At 25.9% G+C, this 20734-nt stretch carries 21 protein-coding genes; 9 read left to right on the top strand and 12 right to left on the bottom strand.

Translation table 11 applies throughout. The features are described from left to right. Window positions 1-8 precede the first annotated feature (8 nt). The 5 genes from rpsR to ychF all read right to left on the bottom strand — a co-directional run bounded on the left by rpsR (window position 9) and on the right by ychF (window position 5661). Window positions 9-245, bottom strand: coding sequence for a 30S ribosomal protein S18 (gene rpsR, locus OC680_RS00640; RefSeq protein ID WP_304515195.1), 237 nt, complete (start codon window positions 243-245; stop codon window positions 9-11). 52 nt (window positions 246-297) lie between these two features. After that, the gene (locus tag OC680_RS00635; RefSeq protein ID WP_304515194.1) at window positions 298-765 is read right to left on the bottom strand and encodes a single-stranded DNA-binding protein; all 468 of its coding nucleotides are present in this window, start codon (window positions 763-765) and stop codon (window positions 298-300) included. Window positions 766-831: 66 nt separating this feature from the next. Then, complete coding sequence (rpsF, locus tag OC680_RS00630) at window positions 832-1125, bottom strand: 30S ribosomal protein S6 (RefSeq protein ID WP_304515193.1); 294 nt, start codon at window positions 1123-1125, stop codon at window positions 832-834. 521 nt (window positions 1126-1646) lie between these two features. Next, window positions 1647-4403 carry an isoleucine--tRNA ligase gene (ileS, locus tag OC680_RS00625; RefSeq protein ID WP_304515192.1) on the bottom strand — a complete coding sequence of 919 codons (2757 nt, stop codon included), beginning with the start codon at window positions 4401-4403 and terminating at the stop codon, window positions 1647-1649. Window positions 4404-4563: 160 nt separating this feature from the next. Then, window positions 4564-5661, bottom strand: coding sequence for a redox-regulated ATPase YchF (gene ychF, locus OC680_RS00620; protein WP_304515191.1), 1098 nt, complete (start codon window positions 5659-5661; stop codon window positions 4564-4566). A 385-nt stretch (window positions 5662-6046) separates the two neighbouring features. On the opposite strand from ychF, the gene pduL reads away from it, so the two are divergent. The 7 genes from pduL (at window position 6047) to OC680_RS00585 (ending at window position 14749) form a co-directional block, all read left to right on the top strand. After that, on the top strand, window positions 6047-6676 hold the full coding sequence (gene pduL / locus OC680_RS00615; RefSeq protein ID WP_304515190.1) for a phosphate propanoyltransferase: 630 nt from the start codon (window positions 6047-6049) through the stop codon (window positions 6674-6676). A gap of 320 nt (window positions 6677-6996) precedes the next feature. After that, window positions 6997-8277, top strand: coding sequence for an HD domain-containing protein (locus tag OC680_RS00610; protein WP_304515189.1), 1281 nt, complete (start codon window positions 6997-6999; stop codon window positions 8275-8277). Between the two features lie 9 nt (window positions 8278-8286). Beyond that, entirely contained in the window at window positions 8287-9102 is an 816-nt protein-coding gene (gene rsmA, locus OC680_RS00605; RefSeq protein ID WP_304515188.1) for a 16S rRNA (adenine(1518)-N(6)/adenine(1519)-N(6))-dimethyltransferase RsmA, read from the top strand. A 237-nt stretch (window positions 9103-9339) separates the two neighbouring features. Next, the gene (locus tag OC680_RS00600) at window positions 9340-9657 is read left to right on the top strand and encodes a SpoVG family protein (RefSeq protein WP_304515187.1); all 318 of its coding nucleotides are present in this window, start codon (window positions 9340-9342) and stop codon (window positions 9655-9657) included. Between the two features lie 155 nt (window positions 9658-9812). After that, window positions 9813-11825: a heavy metal translocating P-type ATPase gene (locus OC680_RS00595; protein WP_304515186.1), complete on the top strand. Its 2013-nt coding sequence runs from the start codon at window positions 9813-9815 to the stop codon at window positions 11823-11825. 207 nt (window positions 11826-12032) lie between these two features. Next, the gene (locus OC680_RS00590) at window positions 12033-13418 is read left to right on the top strand and encodes a TldD/PmbA family protein (protein ID WP_304515185.1); all 1386 of its coding nucleotides are present in this window, start codon (window positions 12033-12035) and stop codon (window positions 13416-13418) included. After that, the gene (locus tag OC680_RS00585) at window positions 13418-14749 is read left to right on the top strand and encodes a metallopeptidase TldD-related protein (protein WP_304515184.1); all 1332 of its coding nucleotides are present in this window, start codon (window positions 13418-13420) and stop codon (window positions 14747-14749) included. The genes OC680_RS00590 and OC680_RS00585 overlap by 1 nt, the downstream gene beginning before the upstream one ends. Before the next feature lie 120 nt (window positions 14750-14869). On the opposite strand, the gene OC680_RS00580 is transcribed toward OC680_RS00585, so the two are convergent. From OC680_RS00580 to OC680_RS00560, 5 genes are all read right to left on the bottom strand, one after another. Beyond that, on the bottom strand, window positions 14870-15406 hold the full coding sequence (locus OC680_RS00580; RefSeq protein WP_304515183.1) for a hypothetical protein: 537 nt from the start codon (window positions 15404-15406) through the stop codon (window positions 14870-14872). A gap of 141 nt (window positions 15407-15547) precedes the next feature. Further along, the gene (locus tag OC680_RS00575; protein WP_304515182.1) at window positions 15548-15706 is read right to left on the bottom strand and encodes a hypothetical protein; all 159 of its coding nucleotides are present in this window, start codon (window positions 15704-15706) and stop codon (window positions 15548-15550) included. Window positions 15707-15793: 87 nt separating this feature from the next. After that, window positions 15794-16084 carry a metal ABC transporter permease gene (locus OC680_RS00570; protein ID WP_304515230.1) on the bottom strand — a complete coding sequence of 97 codons (291 nt, stop codon included), beginning with the start codon at window positions 16082-16084 and terminating at the stop codon, window positions 15794-15796. A gap of 634 nt (window positions 16085-16718) precedes the next feature. Then, on the bottom strand, window positions 16719-16850 hold the full coding sequence (locus tag OC680_RS00565; protein ID WP_304515181.1) for a hypothetical protein: 132 nt from the start codon (window positions 16848-16850) through the stop codon (window positions 16719-16721). Window positions 16851-17071: 221 nt separating this feature from the next. Then, on the bottom strand, window positions 17072-17347 hold the full coding sequence (locus OC680_RS00560; RefSeq protein WP_304515180.1) for a hypothetical protein: 276 nt from the start codon (window positions 17345-17347) through the stop codon (window positions 17072-17074). 596 nt (window positions 17348-17943) lie between these two features. On the opposite strand from OC680_RS00560, the gene OC680_RS00555 reads away from it, so the two are divergent. Beyond that, window positions 17944-18747, top strand: coding sequence for a Bax inhibitor-1/YccA family membrane protein (locus tag OC680_RS00555; protein WP_304515179.1), 804 nt, complete (start codon window positions 17944-17946; stop codon window positions 18745-18747). 167 nt (window positions 18748-18914) lie between these two features. Then, window positions 18915-19103: a 50S ribosomal protein L28 gene (gene rpmB, locus OC680_RS00550; RefSeq protein WP_304515178.1), complete on the top strand. Its 189-nt coding sequence runs from the start codon at window positions 18915-18917 to the stop codon at window positions 19101-19103. Window positions 19104-19190: 87 nt separating this feature from the next. On the opposite strand, the gene OC680_RS00545 is transcribed toward rpmB, so the two are convergent. Continuing rightward, window positions 19191-20156 carry a phosphatidate cytidylyltransferase gene (locus tag OC680_RS00545; protein ID WP_304515177.1) on the bottom strand — a complete coding sequence of 322 codons (966 nt, stop codon included), beginning with the start codon at window positions 20154-20156 and terminating at the stop codon, window positions 19191-19193. A gap of 15 nt (window positions 20157-20171) precedes the next feature. Continuing rightward, window positions 20172-20732, bottom strand: a complete 561-nt coding sequence (locus tag OC680_RS00540; protein WP_304515176.1) for a ribosome-recycling factor — start codon at window positions 20730-20732, stop codon at window positions 20172-20174. Window positions 20733-20734 lie beyond the last annotated feature (2 nt).

The raw sequence follows: 20734 nt of genomic DNA, 5'->3' as shown, positions 1-20734 counted from the left end.
TTGTTGATTTATTTTGATACAAAAGGTATCAAAGCCATATGACGGGCTCTTTTAATAGCAATTGATAAACGTCTTTGCCATTTAGCTGAAGTTCCGGTTGCTCTGCTAGGTAAAATTTTTCCTCCATTAGTAACAAATTTTTGTAACAAGTCTATATTCTTGAAATCAATTTTAGTAAATTTATTTTGAGTAAAAAAACATATTTTACGACGCTTTTTAAAATATTTTTTTTTTGTTGTTTGCATGTTCTTGTCTCCTTTTATTATTTCTTATAATTACATTTTGTCAATTAAAAAATTAAAAAGGTGATTCATCATTATCTTCTTCTAAGTCTATCGGAATATTTTTTTCTGTATTTTCTGTATCTATTTTAAAGAAATCTTTTTTGTCTATGTCAAAATCATTATGTTCAGATTTTTTTTTGTTTCTGTATTGACTATATTCTTTAGATTCTAGAAATTGTACGGAGTCACAAAGAACTTCTGTTATAAATTGTTTTTGATTGTTTTCGTTATCAAAACTTCTTGTTCTTATTTTTCCTTCAATACCTAGTAAAGCCCCTTTGGAAATATATTTAGTTAAGTTTTCAGCTGGTTTGTTCCAAACTGCGCAGCGAATAAAATCTGTTTTTTTATTACCTTCAGGGCTGATAATATTTCTATCAACAGCTAAGCTAAAAACAACATAAGGAATATTTTCTTCTTTAGTGAAACGTGTCTCTGGATCTTTAGTTATTCGACCAACTAAAACAACTCTATTAATCAAGATAATACTTACCTCTCTTATTTTACTTTTAATTTTTTAATTTTTATTTGGTTTATGATAATGTTATCATGATTTTACGCATATAAACCTAATTACTTCCTCAGTTATTTTGATTATATTATTTAATTTTTCTACAAATTGGTTATTAGTTTTAATTGAAAACCAAACATAATAGCCCTGCTCAAACTTTTTTATTGGATAAGCTAATTTCTTGAATTCAATTTTGGGATTTATTTCTTCGAAAAATTCAATATCTTTATCTTTTTTGAGTTTATCGTTAATATTGCTTATTATTTTATCAACATTACTTTTATCTATATTTGGTTTTAAAATATACATTACTTCGTATTCTACTATCATCGAAGATTCTCCTAATTTTAAATCTCTAACTAATTACTTTATTTTATAATTTTGAACAATATTTTTATACCAGTATCTATCTAGTTATTATCCTTGCGAAATCTTTTAAGTAAATGTAATATAAAAAAGAATATAATCGAAGAATTACATAAAAGTAAATATTATTTGTCTTCATCTTCTTTTCGCTTCATTCATTTCGATAATTATTAATTTTGATTGTTATACATAAAAAACAAGCTAACTGTTCTATTTAATCTAATCTAATAATCTTAAGCCGTTATAAGAGATTAAGCTACACTCTAGTTATTATTTACTACCCGTTATTCTAACAAATAAACACAATAATGTCAATATTTTGTTGAACTGATAATTTTTGATAATTTTTATTTTAGTCTTATATTATTTCATTATTTACTTTGTTATTTTAAAATGGATTTAGATGTTATCTTTTTCAAATGAAATAGTTTTTTTATTTTACTTTTTAAAGATGTTTTTAGTTTTGTATAGTAATCTGTTAATTTTTACAATATTTGTTTAGATAAAACGGAAAAACAACGTTGGCAAAGGTCTCCTTGTTTTTTGATCGTTGATTTAACATTCCAACATCTCGGGCATGTTATACCGTTAGCCATTAAGATTGTTATATTTAAAGTAGTTTTTTCTTTTATTTCAATTTGGGAAACAATTAATATTTGGTTTAACTTCTTATTTATCTTTAGAATTTCTAAAGCTTTTATATATTCTGGTGTTAAATGTAAAATTAATTTAGCTTGTAAAGATTTTCTGATTAGTTTTTTTTGTCGTGATTCTTCTAGTTTTTTCAAAACTATCTCTCTTAAATTTAAGAATAATTTATAAGCGTTTTGTATTATAACTACATTTTCAGAATATGTGTCATTTATAAAATTTTTAACTTCTTTTATTTGTGGTATTTTTTCAAGATAAATATCTTCTTCATTTTTAAATGTTAATGAATTATAAGCTTCAGAAGTAGTGTGGGGGATAATAGGGGTCAAAATTTTGAGAAAATCTAATAAAAGATCATAAATATTAGATTGTATCATTCTTCTTTCCAAATTATTTTGATCTTCGATATATAAAATATCTTTCGCGAAATCTAAATAAAAAGCACTTATTTTTGTCGTAATAAAAGGATACAATAAACTTATAATTTGTTCAAAATCATAATTTTGATAAGAATCAATGATTTTGATTAGCATATATTTAAATTCTAAGATAATTGTTTGATGTATGGGATCTCGGTTATTAAAATAGACATAATTTTGGTTTGGGTTAAAATCGTTTAAATTACCTAACATGAAGCGGATGGTATTTCTTATTTTGCGATATTTTTCTTGGATTTGTTCCAAGATAGAACTATCTATTTTAACGTCATTATTGTAGTCTATATTAGAGACCCATAATCTTAGAACATCAGCTCCAGTTTGATTTATAATTTTCAAGGGATCTACGACATTATTGAGCGATTTACTCATTTTCTGCCCATAACCGTCTAAAACAAAGCCATGGGTGATAACTTGTTGATAAGGAGACTGGTTAAACACTGCGACAGAAGTGATTAAGGAAGAATTAAACCATCCTCGATATTGATCAGCTCCTTCTAGATATAAATTAACTGGGAAAAAATTATCAGATATTCTTTGGATAATGCTATAGGAAGTTCCAGAATCAAACCAAACATCTATAATATCTTGTTCTTTATAAAAAATTTGATTAGGACTTTTTTTGTTTTGATAGTTAGGAGGTAATAATTTAATTGCATCCCATTTATGCCAGATCTCTTTGCCGTTTTTTTCAAATAAATCTGCTATATGATTTATTATATTTATGTCAGTAATAGGTTCATGGTTTTCTGTATAAATAATAGGTATTGGTACCCCCCATTTTCGTTGTCTGCTGATGTTCCAGTGTTCTCTTTCTGACATCATGTTATGCATTTTTTTTTGCCCCCATTCAGGATGCCATTTGATTTTTTGTACTTCCTTTAATAATTTATCTTTAATTTTACTAACATTCAAAAACCATTGTGGAATAGCTAAAAAAATAACTGGTTTTTGAATGCGATTATCATGCGGATAAGAATGAGTTATAGATTCTGATTTTATTAAAAGGTTTTTTGTGCGCAATGATTCGACAATGAGGTTATTAGCTTCTGTAAAAAAAATACCTTTATATATACCTGCTATTTCAGTCATTAATCCTTTTTTGTCTATGCTACAACTGATATCGAGATTATATTTTTGTCCTATAATAAAATCGTCATGACCATGTCCCGGAGATATACTTACTAGACCTGTTCCTTCTTTTTCTGATACGAATGTATCTAAAACAACTCTTCTTTGTTTAGAAAAAAGAATGTTTATATATAATAAATTTTCTAGTTTTTTGCCTGAGAAAGTGTTAATAATTTCCATTTTCTCCCAGTTTAATTTTGGTCTTAAGCTATTTAGGGTTGCTGCTCCGATGATATATTGTTTGCCGTTAACTTTAATAAGATGGTATTTTTGATTTGGATGCGCACAGATTGCTTCATTAGAAGGTAAAGTCCAAGGATTTGTTGTCCATACTAAAAGTTGAGTATTGGGGAAAATATTTGAATTGATGATATCAAAAGCAATGAAAATAGATAGAGATTTATAATTACGGTATTCTATTTCTGATTCAGCTAGAGAAGATTGCAAAAAAGGTGACCAATAAACTGGTTTTAAATTTTTGAAAATAAGTTTTTTAGTTATCATTTGTCCAAATATTCTAATTTGATCTGCTATGTAAGAATTGTCCAAAGTAGAATAGTATTTGTCCCAATGACCTAAAATGCCTAATCTTTTGAAATTATTTTTTTGTTTTTCTATAAAACATAAAGCAAATTTTCTACATTCTGTTATAAAAAGATTCTTTGATGATAATTCTTCTTTAGAAAATTTTTTTAGAACTGCAATTTCAATAGGTAACCCGTGTGTATCCCATCCAGGTATATATGGTGCATAGTATCCTTGCATGTTTTTAAAGCGTAGTATAAAATCTTTTAATATTTTGTTTAAAGCATGACCAATGTGCATTTCGCCGTTAGCATATGGAGGACCGTCATGAAGAATAAAATGTTGATTATTTTTGTTTTTACTTAGCATTTTTTCGTATAAGCGAATTTCTTTCCAATGTTTCTCTATTTCAATTTCTTTCTTATTTAAATTACCTTTCATGGGAAAATTCGTTTGAGGCATTAATAAAGTGTTTTTGTAATCTGTTTTTATAACCATAGCATTTAATATTTTTGATCTCCTTTTCTATTTTGCTGATCCGATACAAATTATTTAATTGATATTCAAATTAATCTTCGTTCACTTATAATTGCGTGGTTAACCTCAACTGTACATATTCTTTTTATATTTAATATTCAATATTTATTTAACTTTAAATTTAAACGTTGAAATAGAAGTGTATCACGTCTCCGTCTTGGACTAAATATTCTTTTCCTTCTAACCTTAATTTTCCATTTTCTTTGATTTTGGCTAAACTAGGGAAATTAATAATATCTTTGAAATTAAAAACTTCTATTTTAATAAATCCACGTTGAAAATCGGTATGTATTAATTTAGCACATTGAGGTGCTTTAGTGCCTTCGACAAAAGACCAAGCTTTTGTTTCGTCTTTACCAGTTGTAAAATATGTTTTCAATCCTAAAGTATGATAACTCTGTTTTATTATTTCGTGCAGAACACGATTTTGTAGGTTATAATTATATCCTTTTAATAAGGTATTCTTTGTATTTAAGTCTAAATGAGACATTTTTTTTTCTAATAAAATACAAGTAGGAAAAAAATATTTTTCTTTTTTTTGACTATAAATTTTCATTTTTTGGAAAAAAATGTTATTTTCTAAATCATTGAGATCTGTTTCTAAAAAGTTACCTATGTAAATCATGGGTTTGATTGATAATAAATTGAAATGTTTAACTATTTGTAATTCTTGGGAAGTTAACCCAATTTGATTAATTGGTATTTCTTTTTGCAAATAATCACGAATTTTTATTAAAAGTTTTGTTTCTTGAAGATGTTCTTTGTTGACTTTATTATTTTTTTTGATCTTTAGCAATCTTTGTTCTATTTGTTCTAAATCAGATAAAATTAGCTCTGTTTCAATAATCTGGCTTTCTTCAATAGGATTTATTTCAGAATTTAAATGGATTATATTAGGATCTTTAAAACATTTAACTACATGACAAATAGTGTCTACGTTTCTAATATGTCCTAGAAATTGATTTCCTAATCCTTCTCCTTTAGAAGCGCCCTTGATCAACCCGGCAACATCTATAAATTTTATTTGAGCAGTAGTAATTTTTTGAGAACCAAAAATTTTTGCTAAATAGTTTAGTCTTTCATCAGGAATATCTACAATTCCTATATTAGGCTTAATTGTAGCAAAAGGATAATTAGCTTCTAGAATATTCATTTTTGTTAACGCATTAAATAAAGTAGATTTCCCCACATTAGGAAATCCTATAATTCCCACTTTCATCATTTTTATATTTACCTGAACTACTAATTTTTAAAAGCATAAAGATTTTTTATATTGTTTTTGGCTTAATGCCCCTATTAACCTTTTCCAAACAGAAAAATCCAAATGTTTTATAATTTTAATTATAGCAAATTTATTAACCAATTGTTTGGCTTTTTGGCTGCTTCTCAATATCAGATTCAGACTATTAAATATTTTTTAAATAGTCTTCATTGTGGTTTTTCAAAAGGGACGAAATGCTTGTTCTACTTTTTATTTTTTAATTTTAAGATTAATTATCATTATTTGAGGTAACTAACCAAAATTTATTGTTATAATACAATTGTATAAATTAGAAAAGACTCATTTGGCAATGTGCTCTTGAATAATATTAAAGGAGATAATTATGTTTTCAATTAAACGGATAGTTAGTAGAATCTTTCAGAGATGTTCTAAAAAAACATGTAAAAAAATCCCTTTAGGAATTTCTAATAGGCATGTTCATCTTTCTCAAAAAACTTTGGATATTTTATTTGGCGTTAAAAATTATAAGTTAACTTTGTTGAAGGTTTTGAAACAGGTAGGCGAATTTGCAGCACAAGAAAAAATAGATATTATCAGTTCTGAAGGAATAGTTTTGAAGGATGTACGTGTAGTTGGTCCTGTGAGGCCTTTTGACCAAGTAGAAATTAGTCAAAACGATAATATTAAATTGAAATTTAAAGCTCCGCTAAGAGAGTCGGGTGATATTAAAAATTCTAGCGGTGCTACTTTATTAGGCCCTAAGGGGCAAGTAAAAATATCAGAAGGGGTTATTATAGCTAGTAGACATATACATTTTTCACCTGAAGAAGCTGAAGAGTTTGGCGTAGTAGACAAACAAATAGTGAGTGTTAAAGTAAATGGCATTAAATCAGGCATTTTACAACAAGTTATGTGTCGTGTTCATAAAAATTTTCGCTTAGAACTGCATTTAGATACTGATGATGCTAATGCTTTTTTGCTTCAAAATGGTGATTTGTTAGACTTAATTTAATTTCTTCAATTTTTTGATTATTTTACACATTATATATTGAAATCACTATATCATAAATATCATTTATTTTCTTATGTTTTCCTTATTTTTTTCATATTTTGTTGATGAGGTTATGTTTTCAATTATTATTGAAATAAATAAAAATCTGAGATCAATTTAATTTTAAATGTTTTTAGTAGTTGGTTTTCATTTAAAGATTTTATTAGCAGAAATAGTTGATATGCAACAATGTCATACGCATACAAATTTTTGTAGTTTGTTGTTCAATACATTAAAGTTAATACATAAATTAATAAGAAATGGAAAGAGTTTGCAAATTAATGTGTAGAAATTCTTTCAAAGAAATAATAAAATTTGCCAAATCAGAAGTTTTTAGAGATCCGATATATGGTTATATTTTCTTTGATTATGTTTTTTTAGAGGAACTAATTAATACTAGTTTTTTTCAGAGATTAAGAAGAATTAGGCAATTAGGGTGTGTTAATATTGTTTTTCCTGGGGCTGAACATTCGCGGTTTACTCATAGTTTAGGGGTCTATGAGTTAGCTAGAAGATTTTTAGAAAATAATCGTTTTCAGCTTGCAAAGGCAATGGTTTTTTCTTTTAGAGACGAATTAATTCTCTTAGTTTCTGCTTTGTTGCACGATGTAGGACATGGGTCTTATTCACATGTATTTGAGCGCATTTTTAATACTAAGCATGAAGACAAAAGTGTTCAAATTATAATGCATGATCCAGAAATTACTTCTATATTAGATAAAATAGATAATGATTTTAAAAAAGACGTAGCTTCAGTTATTCGAAAAGAACAGAATGGTAAATTCCAATTGATTAAACAACTTTTAGCAAGTCAATTAGATTTCGATCGTTTAGATTACTTAAAAAGAGATTCTTTTTTTACAGGTGTTAGTTATGGACACATTGATTCAGACAGATTGATAAGAATTATGGATATAGAAACACAAGGACAAGAACCGAGGATTGTTTTTAGAAAAAGTGGAATTTCTAGTATCGAAAATTATTTAATTAACCGTTATCATATGTATCGCCAAGTGTATTGTCATACGAAAATTATAGCATTTTCAATTGTTTTAGAAAAGATTTTTGCAAGATTAATATTTTTAGTGAAAAAAAATTATTGTTTTAATACCGATATCATTTGGCCTTTAAAGGAATTCTTATATGACAAATATAATTTAAATACTTATATGCGAATGGATGATTTTTATATAAACAGTTTAATTATCTATTTTCAAAATAGTGATGATTCGGTTTTATCTAGTCTTTGTAAAGATTTTCTTAATCGTCGTATTTGGAAATGTATAGAAAATAATTTTTTAAACCACAAAATTATAAATAAAATTAAAAATTTTTATGGCATTAACGTTGATTATTATACTTCATACTATAATGATAGTATCGCACGAGATGCTTACTATGAGAACAAAAACAATGTTTTGGAACAGATTCTAGTTTTATCTTATTCGTCTACGGGATTTAAAGTACAATCTCTAAGTAAAGAATCGTTAATTTTGAGAACTTTAATGAGTTTACATCTTCATAAGGGAGAACAAAATTTTTTTTATTTTCGGGAATATTAAATTAAACACATGCTAAATAAATATACGTTTAAAAGAAAATATGGTCAGAATTTTTTGACTGATAATAAATTATCAGAGTTTATTGTTGAAAAAGCTAATATAAGTAATAAAAATGTTATCGAAATTGGCCCAGGCAAAGGAGCTTTAACAAAATTTATCATTTTAAAAGCTAAAAAAGTTTTAGCTTATGAAATAGATATTACTTTGAAGCCTTTTTTAGTTTTTGGTTCTCGATTTGATGTTCACATTATCTATGATGATTTTTTAAAGCGCAATTTAGAAAAAGATTTTTATGATTATTTTTGTGAAGAAGAAGTAGTTGTAATGGGGAATTTGCCTTATTATATTGTATCACCTGTTTTATGGAAAATTTTATTTTTACCAAGAGTTAAAACGTTTACTATTATGTTACAAAAGGAAGTAGCTTTACGTATATTATCATCATTTAAGTGTAAAAATTATAATGCTCTAAGTGTTATTTGCCAATCTTTATGTTTCGTTCATAAAATTAAAGTAGTTAAAAATACTAGATTTTCTCCTAAACCGAAAGTAGATGGAATGGTTTTAAAATTTGATAAGATACCTTTCAACACAGAAGAAAAAGATTTTATGATAAATAAGTTTTATAAATTTGTCAAAATTGCTTTCTATCAAAAAAGAAAAAAACTGATTAATAATTTAAATCATTGTTTTGGGGTACCTAAAATACAACTTTTAAAATTTTTTACAGAATATCAAATTTCTCCTCATATAAGAGCTGAGCAAATTAATATTCAACAATTTAAAAAAATATCATTATTATTTTTTAATTTTTTTAATTTATAAACAAAAGAAAGTACATTTAAGTAAAATATATTAACCTTAAATATGGGGAATAATAAAATCATTTATTAACTAATTAACTAATTAATGATAAAATGACAATAAAAGTATACTTATGTAAATAAATTGTGCTAAAATATTCGTTAGGTTAAGGTTTGTTAATCTAAAGATCTAAAGTACATATCATATCATGATATATATAACGCAAATGTAGAATAATAATAGGTAGGTAGATATAAGATGAAAGTTACCGGTGTTAATGTAAAATTAATAAATAAAAAAGATAAGGAAAAGAGAAATAGATTACAAGCTATTTGTACTATATTTTTTGATAATGATTTTGCAGTTCACGGTGTTAAAATTATTTGTGGTGAAAGAGGCGATTTTATTGCATTTCCTAGTGTGCCTAAAAAAAATGGGGAAGGATTTATGGATATTGCTCATCCAATTAATCAAAAAACAAGAAAAATGATTGAAGAGGAAATTCTTAAATCTTATCAAACAGAACTTGATACAAAAAACAAAGAAGAACATGACGAAGTTGAAAGAGATATCTAAATCAAATATAATTAAAAGACCTTGTATAATATGTTTACAGTAGTAGTGTTTTTAATTATGATTGGAGCAATAGGTAAATATCTGGAATATAAATGCCGTATATTTGCAAGAGAGCAAGTGTCATGTCGCTGTCGAGGTAAAGTGCGTTGAATAATATGATTAATAATAACAAAAACGATCAAAATTTCTTAAATTGTTGTAGGAATTTGGATAAAAGCAATAGGAGATGTTTGTTTTTTTTTGTTTTAGGTTTATGTTTTTATTTTTTTATTTTTATTCCTATTTCAGTATTTAAGTTATTTGAGTTTGATAAAAAGAAGGAATTATTTTTTAATCGTGGTATTACATTAGTTATTTTGGTTTTTATAGGATATAAAGTTATTTTAGAAGGTTTTATAGACACTTACCAATTAACGAAAAAAAATAAAAAATTTACTCCTAACGTTCATGTTTTGATGACTTTAGGCGCTTTTGGAGCTGTTTTTTTAGAAAATTTTAATGAAGCTATTTTTTTGATCATTATTTTTGCTATTGCTAACTTTTTGGAAGAATATATTGAAAGAAAAAGTCAAAGTGAGATTAAAAATCTTTTAAAAATAGCTCCTACTCAAGCACGTTTGTTACAAACTAATGGTGATTTTCAATTAATAGAAGTAGAACAATTAAAAATAGGAGATAAAGTTGTAGTTTTAGGCGGAGATAAAATTCCATCAGATGGTATTGTTGTATCTGGTTCTTCTTTTGTTGATGAATCTAGTATCACAGGTGAAAGTATTCCTGTAGATAAAAAAGTAGGAGACAAAGTTTTTGGCAGTAATATTAATAGGCATAATACTCTAATTATTGAGATTACAGCTACTTCTCAACAAAATATTTTTCATAGAATTATTGAATTATCCTACAATATTAAAAAAAATATTTCTAAGAAAGCAACTTTGATTAAAAGAATAGAACCTTTATATGTTAAAATTGTGATTTTTGTTTCTATACTATTTGTATTAATAAGCCAACTTATTAATTTAGTCAACGGGGTCGTTTACTTTCGTTTTAATGACGTTTTTTATAAAAGTATAGTTTTTTTAACTGTTGCTTCTCCTTGCGCTTTAGCAGTTGCTGATGTGCCAGCTACTTTTACTGCTATTTCTTATTTGGCTAAAAATGGCATTTTATTGAAAAGTGGTAATTCTTTGAGCCATTTAGCTCATATTGATGCTATTGTTTTTGATAAAACAGGCACTTTAACAAGCGGAAGGCCTTTAGTGAAAGAAGTTTATTTTTATTCTAAAATATCAAATGAGCAAAAATTAGAGTACTTAAAAATTTTATACCAAATGGAACAAAAATCTAATCATCCTTTAGCATTTACTATTAAAAAATATCTTAAAAATCGGTTTTCAGTTATATCTGAGCTAGATGTAAATGATTTTTATGTCAATAATTTGATAGGAATAGGAATTGAAGCTACATATAATAATGATAATTACAGAATAGCTAAATATAGCATTTTTAAAAATCATTTATCAGAAATAATACCTGAAGAGATGGTAGAAAAAGCAGGAAAATTTTTAGAAAATGGTTATACAGTGCTTTGTTTTAGTTGTAATAATCAAATTGTAATAGTGATGGCTATATTAGATGTTTTGCGATTAGAAGCGCAAGAAACTATTAATTATTTTAGCCAAAAAAAAATTAAAACAATTATGTTAACAGGCGATAATCAGAAAACTGCTTATGCGGTATCTAAATACTTAAATATTGATTATATTTTTTCCGAATGTTTACCTGAAGAAAAATCATTAAAAATTAAAGAAATGAAAGAAAATTACCCTATTATTGCAATGGTAGGAGATGGCATAAACGATGCGCCCGCTTTAGCAAGCGCAGATGTCGGTATAGCCATGCAAGAAGGAACTGATTTTACTATTGACATTGCCGATATTATTTTAATTAAAAATAATTTAAAACGCATTATTCTTGCTCATAAAGTAGCGTTAAAGTTGAATAAAATAATATGGCAAAATATTATTTTTGCTATTTTAATTATAACAATCTTGTCTTTAGCTAATTTTGTAACTAGTATTTTTTTGCCTTGGGCTGTTTTTTTACATGAAATAAGCACTATTTTAGTTCTTTTTAACAGTTTAAGAATTTTTCAAATAAAAGATTAATTGAATAATTTACCATATATAAACCCTAATTCATATAAGAGTTTTTGGTTTGTAATTTTTTTATTTCTTATAACATGTTTTATAACCACTATACAAGTAAGTATATATAGTGGTATTTTTTGTTTATATTTTTTGACAAAAAATATTTTTGTTCATGAATTAAAATAATTTCTAATATAAATAGATTGTTTTAAACAGGAGAAGGCAATGTTAAGTAAAAAAGAAATTCAAGATCTTTTAACGTGTTCTTTAGATGCTGGTATTGATTTTGCAGAGTTTTTTTTTGAAGATAGCGTGAGTTATGTTTATAAAGTAATTGATCAAGAAGTGGTTTTTTCTTCTAATAGTTATATTTACGGAGTGGGTATTCGTTTATTAAAACATACAAATGAAATTTATATTTATACGAATAAAGTTAATTACAAGAATATTTTAGATTTGATTATGAAACAGAAAAAATTCTTTTGCGATAAACAAATGATTTCTGCGATGCCTTTGAATGATTCAAAAATGATTCCTCATAATTTAGCCAAATCATTTGAATGTTTAAGTTTAGAGGAAAAAGTTAATAAAATGTTACTTTTATCTCAAACAATGAAAATGACGGATTCTAAAATCATTCAAACTATAGTTAATTTAGAAGAAAAAGAACAAAAGATATTGATTGCTAATTCTAAAGGACTTTATCAAAATGATTTTCGTCCTTATATTAGATTAAGTTTAACAGCAGTAGCTCAGGACAATGGTATTATGCAAGAATTTACGCAAAGTTTTGGTCGTTCAATGGGGTTAGAATTCTTTGATATTATTGATACGGAAAAAGAATCGAAACAGGTAGCTTTGCAAGCTGTTAAGCTTTTATTAGCAGAAAAATTAAAACCGCAAATTATGCCAGTTATCATAAACAATGGTTCAGGGGGAGTTATTTTTCATGAAGCTTGTGGACATTCTTTGGAAGCTACAGCTATTGCAAGAAATTTATCTCCTTTTTGCAATAAAATCAATCATAAAATTGCTTCTGAAGTTGTGAGTGCTTACGATGATGGTACTATTTCTGGTTTTTGGGGCAAACTTAATTTTGACGATGAAGGGACGCCAACTCAAAAAAATACTTTAATCCGAAAAGGTATTTTGGAAAATTATTTAGTTGATTTTCGTAATAGTCGTAAATTAAATATGAAGGTAACAGGTTCTGGTAGAAGGCAATCTTATAAGTATTCACCTACTTCAAGAATGAGTTCTACTTATATTGCGGCAGGGGATGATACACCTGAACAAATTATCAGAGATACTTCTTATGGGCTTTATGCTAAAACTTTAGGTGGAGGAACTGTTGATACAAATACAGGAGAATTCAATTTTATGGTTAATTCTGGATATTTAATTGAAAACGGTAAATTAACTATTCCTGTTAAAGGCATGATGTTAATAGGTAAAGGGCAAGATGTTTTATTAAAAATTGATCGTGTAGCTAATGATTTATGTTTTACACAGGGATATTGTGGTTCTATTTCAGGATATGTTCCAGTAGATTTAGGACAACCAACTATTAGAGTTACAGAAATGATTGTAGGAGGGAGTAAGAAAGAATAATGGGTTTTATTAATTATTGCAAATGGTTTGAACAAAGCCAAGCAAAAGGGTTTGATGCTTTAGAATTTATAGTTAATGAACAAAATTCATTACAAATCACTTCAGAAGATGGCAAGGTGAATCAACAGGTCAAAAGTGACCTTTCAACTATAATTATCAATGGATTATACAAGAATAAAAAAGCATCTATTTATCTAGAAAAAAATCATAATGATCTAATGATAGATACAATTTTAGATGTTCTTAAAAAAAGAATAGAAATTTTGAGTTTTAAGGAAATAGATATTATTTTTAGCGGTTCTAAACTATACCCTATTATTTCAGAAAATAATTTTGATTTTTCTCAAATAGATATAAATCTTAAAATAAACTTATTACTAAAATTACAACAGGAGTTGTTAGCCAGTTGTTATTTTTCTCGTAAAAGTGATATCTCCTATACAGAGATTTTTTCGCGACAAATATTAGTGAATTCTCAAGGGTTAAATTTACAAAAAAAAAATAGTTATGCCATAATTGATGCTATGTGTATTTTTGCTAGAGGACAGGAGAAAGAAGAAATTTATAAACGTTTTCCTGTCAAAATATTTCAAGATTTTAATTTCTCTGATTATGCTCAAAAGATAATTACTTTAGGAGAAAAGAAAATTAACGGCAGATCATTGAAATCTAGTATTTATCCTACAGTTTTAGCTAATGAAGTATTCGCAGATTTATTGTGTAGTTTCCAAAATGTTTTTAGTGGGCTTTATGCTTATCGTAATTTGACTAAATTAAAAAAACAACAAAAAATGAAAATAGCCTCTTCTAAAGTTACTATTATCGATGATCCTTTATCAGAGAAGGCTTTTTTTCAACATCCGTTTGACGACGAAGGAGTTGCTTGCCAAGCAAAAAATATTATTACCAATGGTTTGTTTGATAATTTTATTCATAATTTAAAAACTGCTCATATTTTTCACCAAGAAGCTCTTGGTAACTGTTTTAATGGGACTATTGCTATGAGTAACTGTTATCTGCAAAAAGGGCATAAAAGTTTTCAAGACATGATCTCTGTTATACAAGAAGGTGTTTATATTAATTCTATAATAGGATTACATGCGGGAGTTAATGACATTAGTGGTGATTTTAGTCTCCAAGCTGCTGGCTTTAAAATAAATAAAGGGGAAATAACTACTGCTGTTAAAATGATAGTGTTATCAGGTAATTTTTTTGATATTCTGCAAAATATTCAAGATATATCTGATGATTTCGTATTTAGTATTTCCGGATTCGGTAGTTCAAGTGTTTATGTGGGTAATTTGACTATTGCAGGAGATATGCCGAATTAAGCATCAAATTTTGAAATATATTATAAATTTTTGTTGAATCATAGAAAAAGCTACTTGCAATATTTATATTGCAAGTAGCTTTTATTTTTTTTTGTGCATATAACATTCGTAACAATAATATTATTTTGATGATGGTGTTAGTTTTGAAGGCCAAAGATCAGTAATTGCATCTTTAACTATACTATCTACCACTTTTTTAATATTTGTTATGACATAAGCACGATCTGTAGAAGTTTGACTTGATAATTGACTTATTGCTTGTTCAATGATATTTGTAGTTTGTAAAGTAACTTCATCTTTCATTTTTGGGTAATCAAACTGTTCTATAGACAATGTATCTACTTGTACAGATGGCCATGGTTCGATACAAAGAATATCATCGATTAAGGTATCAACAACACGTTTACTTATGTCCGCTTTTTTTCTATCGCTTCCGCAATCAGACACTAATCGAGTACTCACATCGCAAAAAGTTCTCGATAAAATTAATTTATTTTTTGTACAAATAGAACTTTGGACTGAATCAAAAAATTCTAAAGGGTCTATTTCGGATGATGCGAACACATTTGTGTTTTTGGAACTAATTAAAAAGAATATTAATGAAAAAGTAAGTAACATCAGGAAATACAAATAACTATTTTTTATTGATTTCAACAAAATATAGCCTCCTCTATGTTTTTATTTTTTCATTATGTAATCATAATTATCCTCGACAACTTTATTCTAACATTTTTTATTTTCAAATGAACATTATTTTTGGTCTTTTAAAAATTGTTTTCCTACCTGATTTATTATTAATTATTCATTTTTTACGTTTATGTAATTATGTTTAAGAACTTTATGAACAGATTTCTGCAAAGAGATTAATGACCATTGTAGTTCTTTATTAACTTCTTGAAAAAATTTTTTTATGTTTTTGTTTTCATTATTTTCTAAGTGTATTAGTAAATTAATCATAAGAAAGCGTTTTTTAATAATAGTTTTTAATTATGTTTGCTATAATACTTTTTCGAGTTCCGAAACAAAGTATAAATAAAAAATGTACTAAATTAATAAAATCATTAGAATAGCTACGGGCAAATTCCACAAAATACCTAAAAAATATCTTAAATTAGAATTTGCAATAGCAATCCACAGGGATAATAAAAATCCTTTAAATAGGGTTTTAGTTAATAAAAGGGAGGTTACTGACGGTCCTATAACACAAGGAATTACCATAATTGACTCTAACACATCAAAACAAATCATAACTGTTAATGAAACTAAACACATTAATAAATAATTAACTATTTGTTTAGAAAAGCCTAAAATTACATATAAATAAGGATTAAAAATAAAAATTTTTCATTTTCCATTAATACTACATCAAAAGTGGTAGTAGGGAAATTCCATTCTGCTTCTGTTCTTTAAGAACATAAAATATTTTTTTCTTAATTATGTATACTTATTGTTAATAAAATAGAACTTTTACAGAAATTTTAGGATGTTAATTCCATATAAAGTTTTAATTAGATTATTTACCAGCACTATTAGAGCCTAATATATTTGTTAAAACCCCCTTTTTAATGACATCTAAATCTATGGTCTCAATAAAACTGTTTTAGATGATAAGCAACAGTTAAATCTCTTATTTTGATAGCTATTTCTAATTTCATTATTAAAATAACTCACTTTCTATGCTTACAATGTTATGTAAGAAAGCACTAATATAAGTGGAAACTTTAAAATTATCACCTTTAAATGTTTCATTATCATAAGGTAATATTTTTTTCACTATTTTTTTCAATTCCTAGAGCATCATAGTATAAAAACTGATTGTTTATTTTTATTTTATAGCCTTTTTTTATACTGCTTCCTGTAAACTGTTTAATGTATTATCTTTGAAAGAAGATTCTATAAAAGTAGTTTTTACTTTGTTATCAGCTATTTTTTGAGTTAATGTATTTATGTCATTAATGCTAGTTTCTGTTTAAGTAGAAATATCTTGAATAGAATACAATGTAAAATTATTTTCTTTGGCTAAATAAGAAAAAACATCATTAGCAGTTACTAAAATGATTTTGTGTTTTTGAAATTTTTTTCTGTATACTTTTGTAAACATTTAAGTTGGTTGTTATATATATAAAAATTCTTATCTAGTTTTCCTGATCTCCTTCGCTATTAAGTAATTTTTCAATTTGTTTTTTATTCCTTTAAAAACTTTTTGCCATAGTGAAATACTAAACCAGATATGAGGATTAGACTACCCCAAAAAAGCGGTACTGGTTGAGAACAACAAATTTCAAAAAAATTAAATTATATATTTTCGACAAATAATTTTAATTATGTTATAAAAAGTGCAATTAATAAACAGTTTGGTTTTTTTAAAAAATCATATTTGTTTGAAAAAAATGTTGTTCTCGAATAGTACCGTTCGTGGAGCTTATCGTTATCAAATCTGCTTCTTTTATTTTTTTCTGTCTGATAAACGAGTTTGTATACTATAGCTGGTTCTATCAAAGAATAACTTTTAATGTTGTTTATTCTTACATAATGAGAATAAGTACTTTCTTCTTTGTCTACATCCCCAATTAAATGTTTAACTAAATCGTTTAGCATAGTTGTCGTAGTTATTACTATCCGAGAAGTTTCTTTTTTTATTGGTATAACAAAGAAAAAATAAAAAAATAACAAATAGCGAAGGTTACAAAATACATTGTCAAGAAATAAAAACGGTTCTTTTTAAGTAAAAAAATCATAATATTATGCTCTATCTAATTTTTTGTTATTCATACCCCAATTTTTTTTGTTATAATGTTAGCAAGTATGAGATTAATTTTTATAATTCTTGAAAATTTAATTTAAATTAAAAGTAAATAACATAAGCATTTCATCCTATATACTCAGGTCCTCAATGTGTTATTTAGTTTCAAGTTTAGTTCTTTTTAATAAGATTTTATATTCTATCTTGTGTTTAGAATTTCCCCCCTCTCTATATTGGGGCAGATAAAAAAATCATGTCAAATTAAATTTAAACTAGATTTTGAGTTTCTTTTGTAGAGCAAAATATATTTGACATTTATTAATTTTTGCACTACAATAACTCTGGTTTTTTCATTCTTGAAGAAATTTTTTTAGTGGTTTTTTTAAAATTTTTTTCTAAACAAACGATATGTGTTGGTAATAGTTGAACAAAAACAAAAAAGGAGTTTTATATGGAAAGACAAAATAATTTGATTTTTAGAAACATAATAAAAGAAGCAGTTGGTACAAGTTATTCTCATAAATCACAAATAGCTACCAAACAAGGTGTTGCTACAAAAACTATATTTTTGTTAATGCTTACTATCATAGCTGGTTTTTTACATTTTTTGTTTGGTTATTTTTTTATTAAAGACTTTAGTATTGTGTTAACTAATTTATTATATGTTAAGTATATGAAGTCTTCTATGCTAATTTCTTCTATTGTAATTACACTGATAGTTTTTGCAAGTGTTTTAGTAAGACAAATTAATAAAAAAGTAATTTCTGTTATTTACTCTATTTCTGAAGGAGTTTTGATTAGTAGTTTTTTTAGTTTGTTGAATATTTTCTTATTAGGTGTTTTTGATTTATTAATTTTGTCTGTTTTAGGAACTTTTATTATTTTTTTGATTATGATGTTTTTATATTATCAGGGTTTTTTGCAAGTAAATCAAAAATTTGTAGTAGCGGTTTCTGTTAGTAGTTTAGTTTTATTTGTTTTTCAAATAATACGACTTATACTTTCGTTTTGGAATATTCATATTTTTGGTTCACACAGTTTTTCAGAATTAGTTATTGCTTTTGCTATGCTTGTACTGGGTTCTTGTTATTTAGCAATTAATTTTGCGCATGTTGAAACGATTATCAGTTTAGGCATATCCAAAACTTATGAGTGGGATTTAGCTTTTGGTTTTGTAACTACTTTTATTTTTATTTTTTGGACAATTGTTCGTATTTTACTTTACTTTTTTCAAGAATCTGCAAGAAGAAAATGAAAATTTATTATGTTATTTTTTATCGCTGCTTAAGTTTAAGACGAAAAAAATTTTTCTAAGAATACCTTTAAATTATATTTTGCTGTCTTATTTTTGTAATTTCCAGAAGCAAATTGGACAGGATAATAAAAAAACTCAAAAAACAAAGGAGGCTTTGAAGATAATTAATGGGTAAATGCTATTTTACTAATAAATCTATTTTGTTTGGCAATAGACGTAGTCATGCTATGAATGCGACTAAAAGGATATGGAAACCAAATTTGCAAAAAATTCGTTTTATTGATGAAAAAGGTAAAATAAAAAAAGTTTTGGTATCTGTTCGTGCTTTAAAAAAATTAAATATTAAAAGAGTTTAATTATTTTTATATTTTTGAATATGTTAGTTTTATAATCAATAAGCTCTTGCTAGATTACTGTTTTATAAACTTTTTTGTTAGTTAATATTACAAGTAGTTATCTAACTCTAATATAAAAGGATTTAAAAAAATTAATACAATAAAGAACGATAAAAATAAGACTGAATCAAAACGATCCAGTAAACCACCATGACCTGGGATTGTATTACTAAAATCTTTAATTTGAAAGTCTCTTTTAAACTTAGAAACAATTAAATCACCTATTTGTGCCATTATAGCGCTTATTATCGTAAGTATTGCAAAAGGTAAGTATATTGATGAATCTAGTTTTTGATAAAAAAATGAAAAGGAAATAACTGTGGCAACTATGTTACCACATAATAACCCTTCCCAGGTTTTTTTAGGGCTTAATTTAGGGCATAAAAGATTTTTGCCGTATAAACGGCCTCCTAAAAAAGCAAAACTATCACTTGTAGTAGCTATTATAATAACATATAAACTCCATTTGTAGCTGATAAATATTAAGCTTAAAAAACAAGCACTAAAAAAAACTAGATAGAATAATATGGCTAAATTATTATTTAGTTCATTTGTTCTTAAATCAGATTTAAATACAAAATAAATAAAAAATATTAAAATGAACAAAGAAGCGTAAAATAAGGAAAAAAAAGAAGAATTAGTCAGTATTTTGAAAAGTAAATTATTGTGTATTATTGTATTATCCCTTATAATGTTTTTTTTGCAAAAAGCATTGACAATAACTGCTAAAAAATAAAAAAAACCAAAAAGATTTAGTAATATAATTATAAATTGGTCTAATAAAAAATTAATCTTGGTTTTTGTTTTTATTATTCTTTTTAACTTCTTATTTATATGTAAAGTTTCTTGGGTAGATTTTGTTATAAATACTATGACTATAAACAAAAAAGTATACATTAATAAAAATGATTGGTAATACCTTTCTATATAAGAGCAAAGATAAAAAAACAACGATGCTATTAGAAACATTATTGTTCCTGAATAGATCTTTTTTTCTGTTTCTTGTATCGACATCGTCTTTCCTTTCTTTTAAACTGTTAATAATTCTTTATTTTTATTATTTTTTTCTATTTCTATGATTTGAATGTATTTGTTGTTTAAGTCTTGTATTTTATTTATTAAACATTTTTCTGAATCTTGATTTAACTTTAATTTTTTAATTTTGTCATTGCCTAAGCGGCGGATTTTTCTGATATTGATTTTGGTTTGTTCGGCTATTTTGTTAATTTCTTTGGTTAGTTTTTGTCTTTGTTCCTCCGTATTTCTAGGAAAAATCAATTTAATAATATTATTTTCGTTTTGTGGAGTAACTCCTAAATTAGCTGATAAAATAGCTTTGTTAATAGTAGTTGTTAGCTTTTCGTCGAATGGTTTTATGTGGAGCTGATTTCCTTCGAAAACAGTAATAGAGCTGATATGTTTTAAAGGCGTTTGTACATTATAGTAAGTAACTTTAATTTTATCTAATATTTTTGGGTTTACAGCACCTGTTCTTATGCAAGTAAATTGATTTAACATTAATTCTTTGTAATATAACATTTCTTCCTGTAAATCTTTCAGAATTTCTTCTTGTTGTTTGTATTCATTCATTT

This window comes from Candidatus Phytoplasma melaleucae (assembly GCF_030588185.1).
Lineage (GTDB): Bacteria > Bacillota_I > Bacilli_A > Acholeplasmatales > Acholeplasmataceae > Phytoplasma > Phytoplasma melaleucae.
The sequence above is the reverse complement of the archived record's forward strand: the minus strand, read 5'-3'. Positions and strand labels throughout refer to the sequence as shown.

What these genes read in the sequence shown, in the direction of transcription:
- rpsR (WP_304515195.1), bottom strand. Translation starts at nt 245, where the DNA reads ATGCAAACAACAAAAAAAAAATATTTTAAAAAGCGTCGTAAAATATGT.
- rpsF (WP_304515193.1), bottom strand. Translation starts at nt 1,125, where the DNA reads ATGATAGTAGAATACGAAGTAATGTATATTTTAAAACCAAATATAGAT.
- ileS (WP_304515192.1), bottom strand. Translation starts at nt 4,403, where the DNA reads ATGGTTATAAAAACAGATTACAAAAACACTTTATTAATGCCTCAAACG.
- ychF (WP_304515191.1), bottom strand. Translation starts at nt 5,661, where the DNA reads ATGAAAGTGGGAATTATAGGATTTCCTAATGTGGGGAAATCTACTTTA.
- pduL (WP_304515190.1), top strand. Translation starts at nt 6,047, where the DNA reads ATGTTTTCAATTAAACGGATAGTTAGTAGAATCTTTCAGAGATGTTCT.
- OC680_RS00610 (WP_304515189.1), top strand. Translation starts at nt 6,997, where the DNA reads ATGTGTAGAAATTCTTTCAAAGAAATAATAAAATTTGCCAAATCAGAA.
- rsmA (WP_304515188.1), top strand. Translation starts at nt 8,287, where the DNA reads ATGCTAAATAAATATACGTTTAAAAGAAAATATGGTCAGAATTTTTTG.
- OC680_RS00600 (WP_304515187.1), top strand. Translation starts at nt 9,340, where the DNA reads ATGAAAGTTACCGGTGTTAATGTAAAATTAATAAATAAAAAAGATAAG.
- OC680_RS00595 (WP_304515186.1), top strand. Translation starts at nt 9,813, where the DNA reads ATGATTAATAATAACAAAAACGATCAAAATTTCTTAAATTGTTGTAGG.
- OC680_RS00590 (WP_304515185.1), top strand. Translation starts at nt 12,033, where the DNA reads ATGTTAAGTAAAAAAGAAATTCAAGATCTTTTAACGTGTTCTTTAGAT.
- OC680_RS00585 (WP_304515184.1), top strand. Translation starts at nt 13,418, where the DNA reads ATGGGTTTTATTAATTATTGCAAATGGTTTGAACAAAGCCAAGCAAAA.
- OC680_RS00575 (WP_304515182.1), bottom strand. Translation starts at nt 15,706, where the DNA reads ATGATTAATTTACTAATACACTTAGAAAATAATGAAAACAAAAACATA.
- OC680_RS00565 (WP_304515181.1), bottom strand. Translation starts at nt 16,850, where the DNA reads ATGTTTACAAAAGTATACAGAAAAAAATTTCAAAAACACAAAATCATT.
- OC680_RS00560 (WP_304515180.1), bottom strand. Translation starts at nt 17,347, where the DNA reads ATGCTAAACGATTTAGTTAAACATTTAATTGGGGATGTAGACAAAGAA.
- OC680_RS00555 (WP_304515179.1), top strand. Translation starts at nt 17,944, where the DNA reads ATGGAAAGACAAAATAATTTGATTTTTAGAAACATAATAAAAGAAGCA.
- rpmB (WP_304515178.1), top strand. Translation starts at nt 18,915, where the DNA reads ATGGGTAAATGCTATTTTACTAATAAATCTATTTTGTTTGGCAATAGA.
- OC680_RS00545 (WP_304515177.1), bottom strand. Translation starts at nt 20,156, where the DNA reads ATGTCGATACAAGAAACAGAAAAAAAGATCTATTCAGGAACAATAATG.
- OC680_RS00540 (WP_304515176.1), bottom strand. Translation starts at nt 20,732, where the DNA reads ATGAATGAATACAAACAACAAGAAGAAATTCTGAAAGATTTACAGGAA.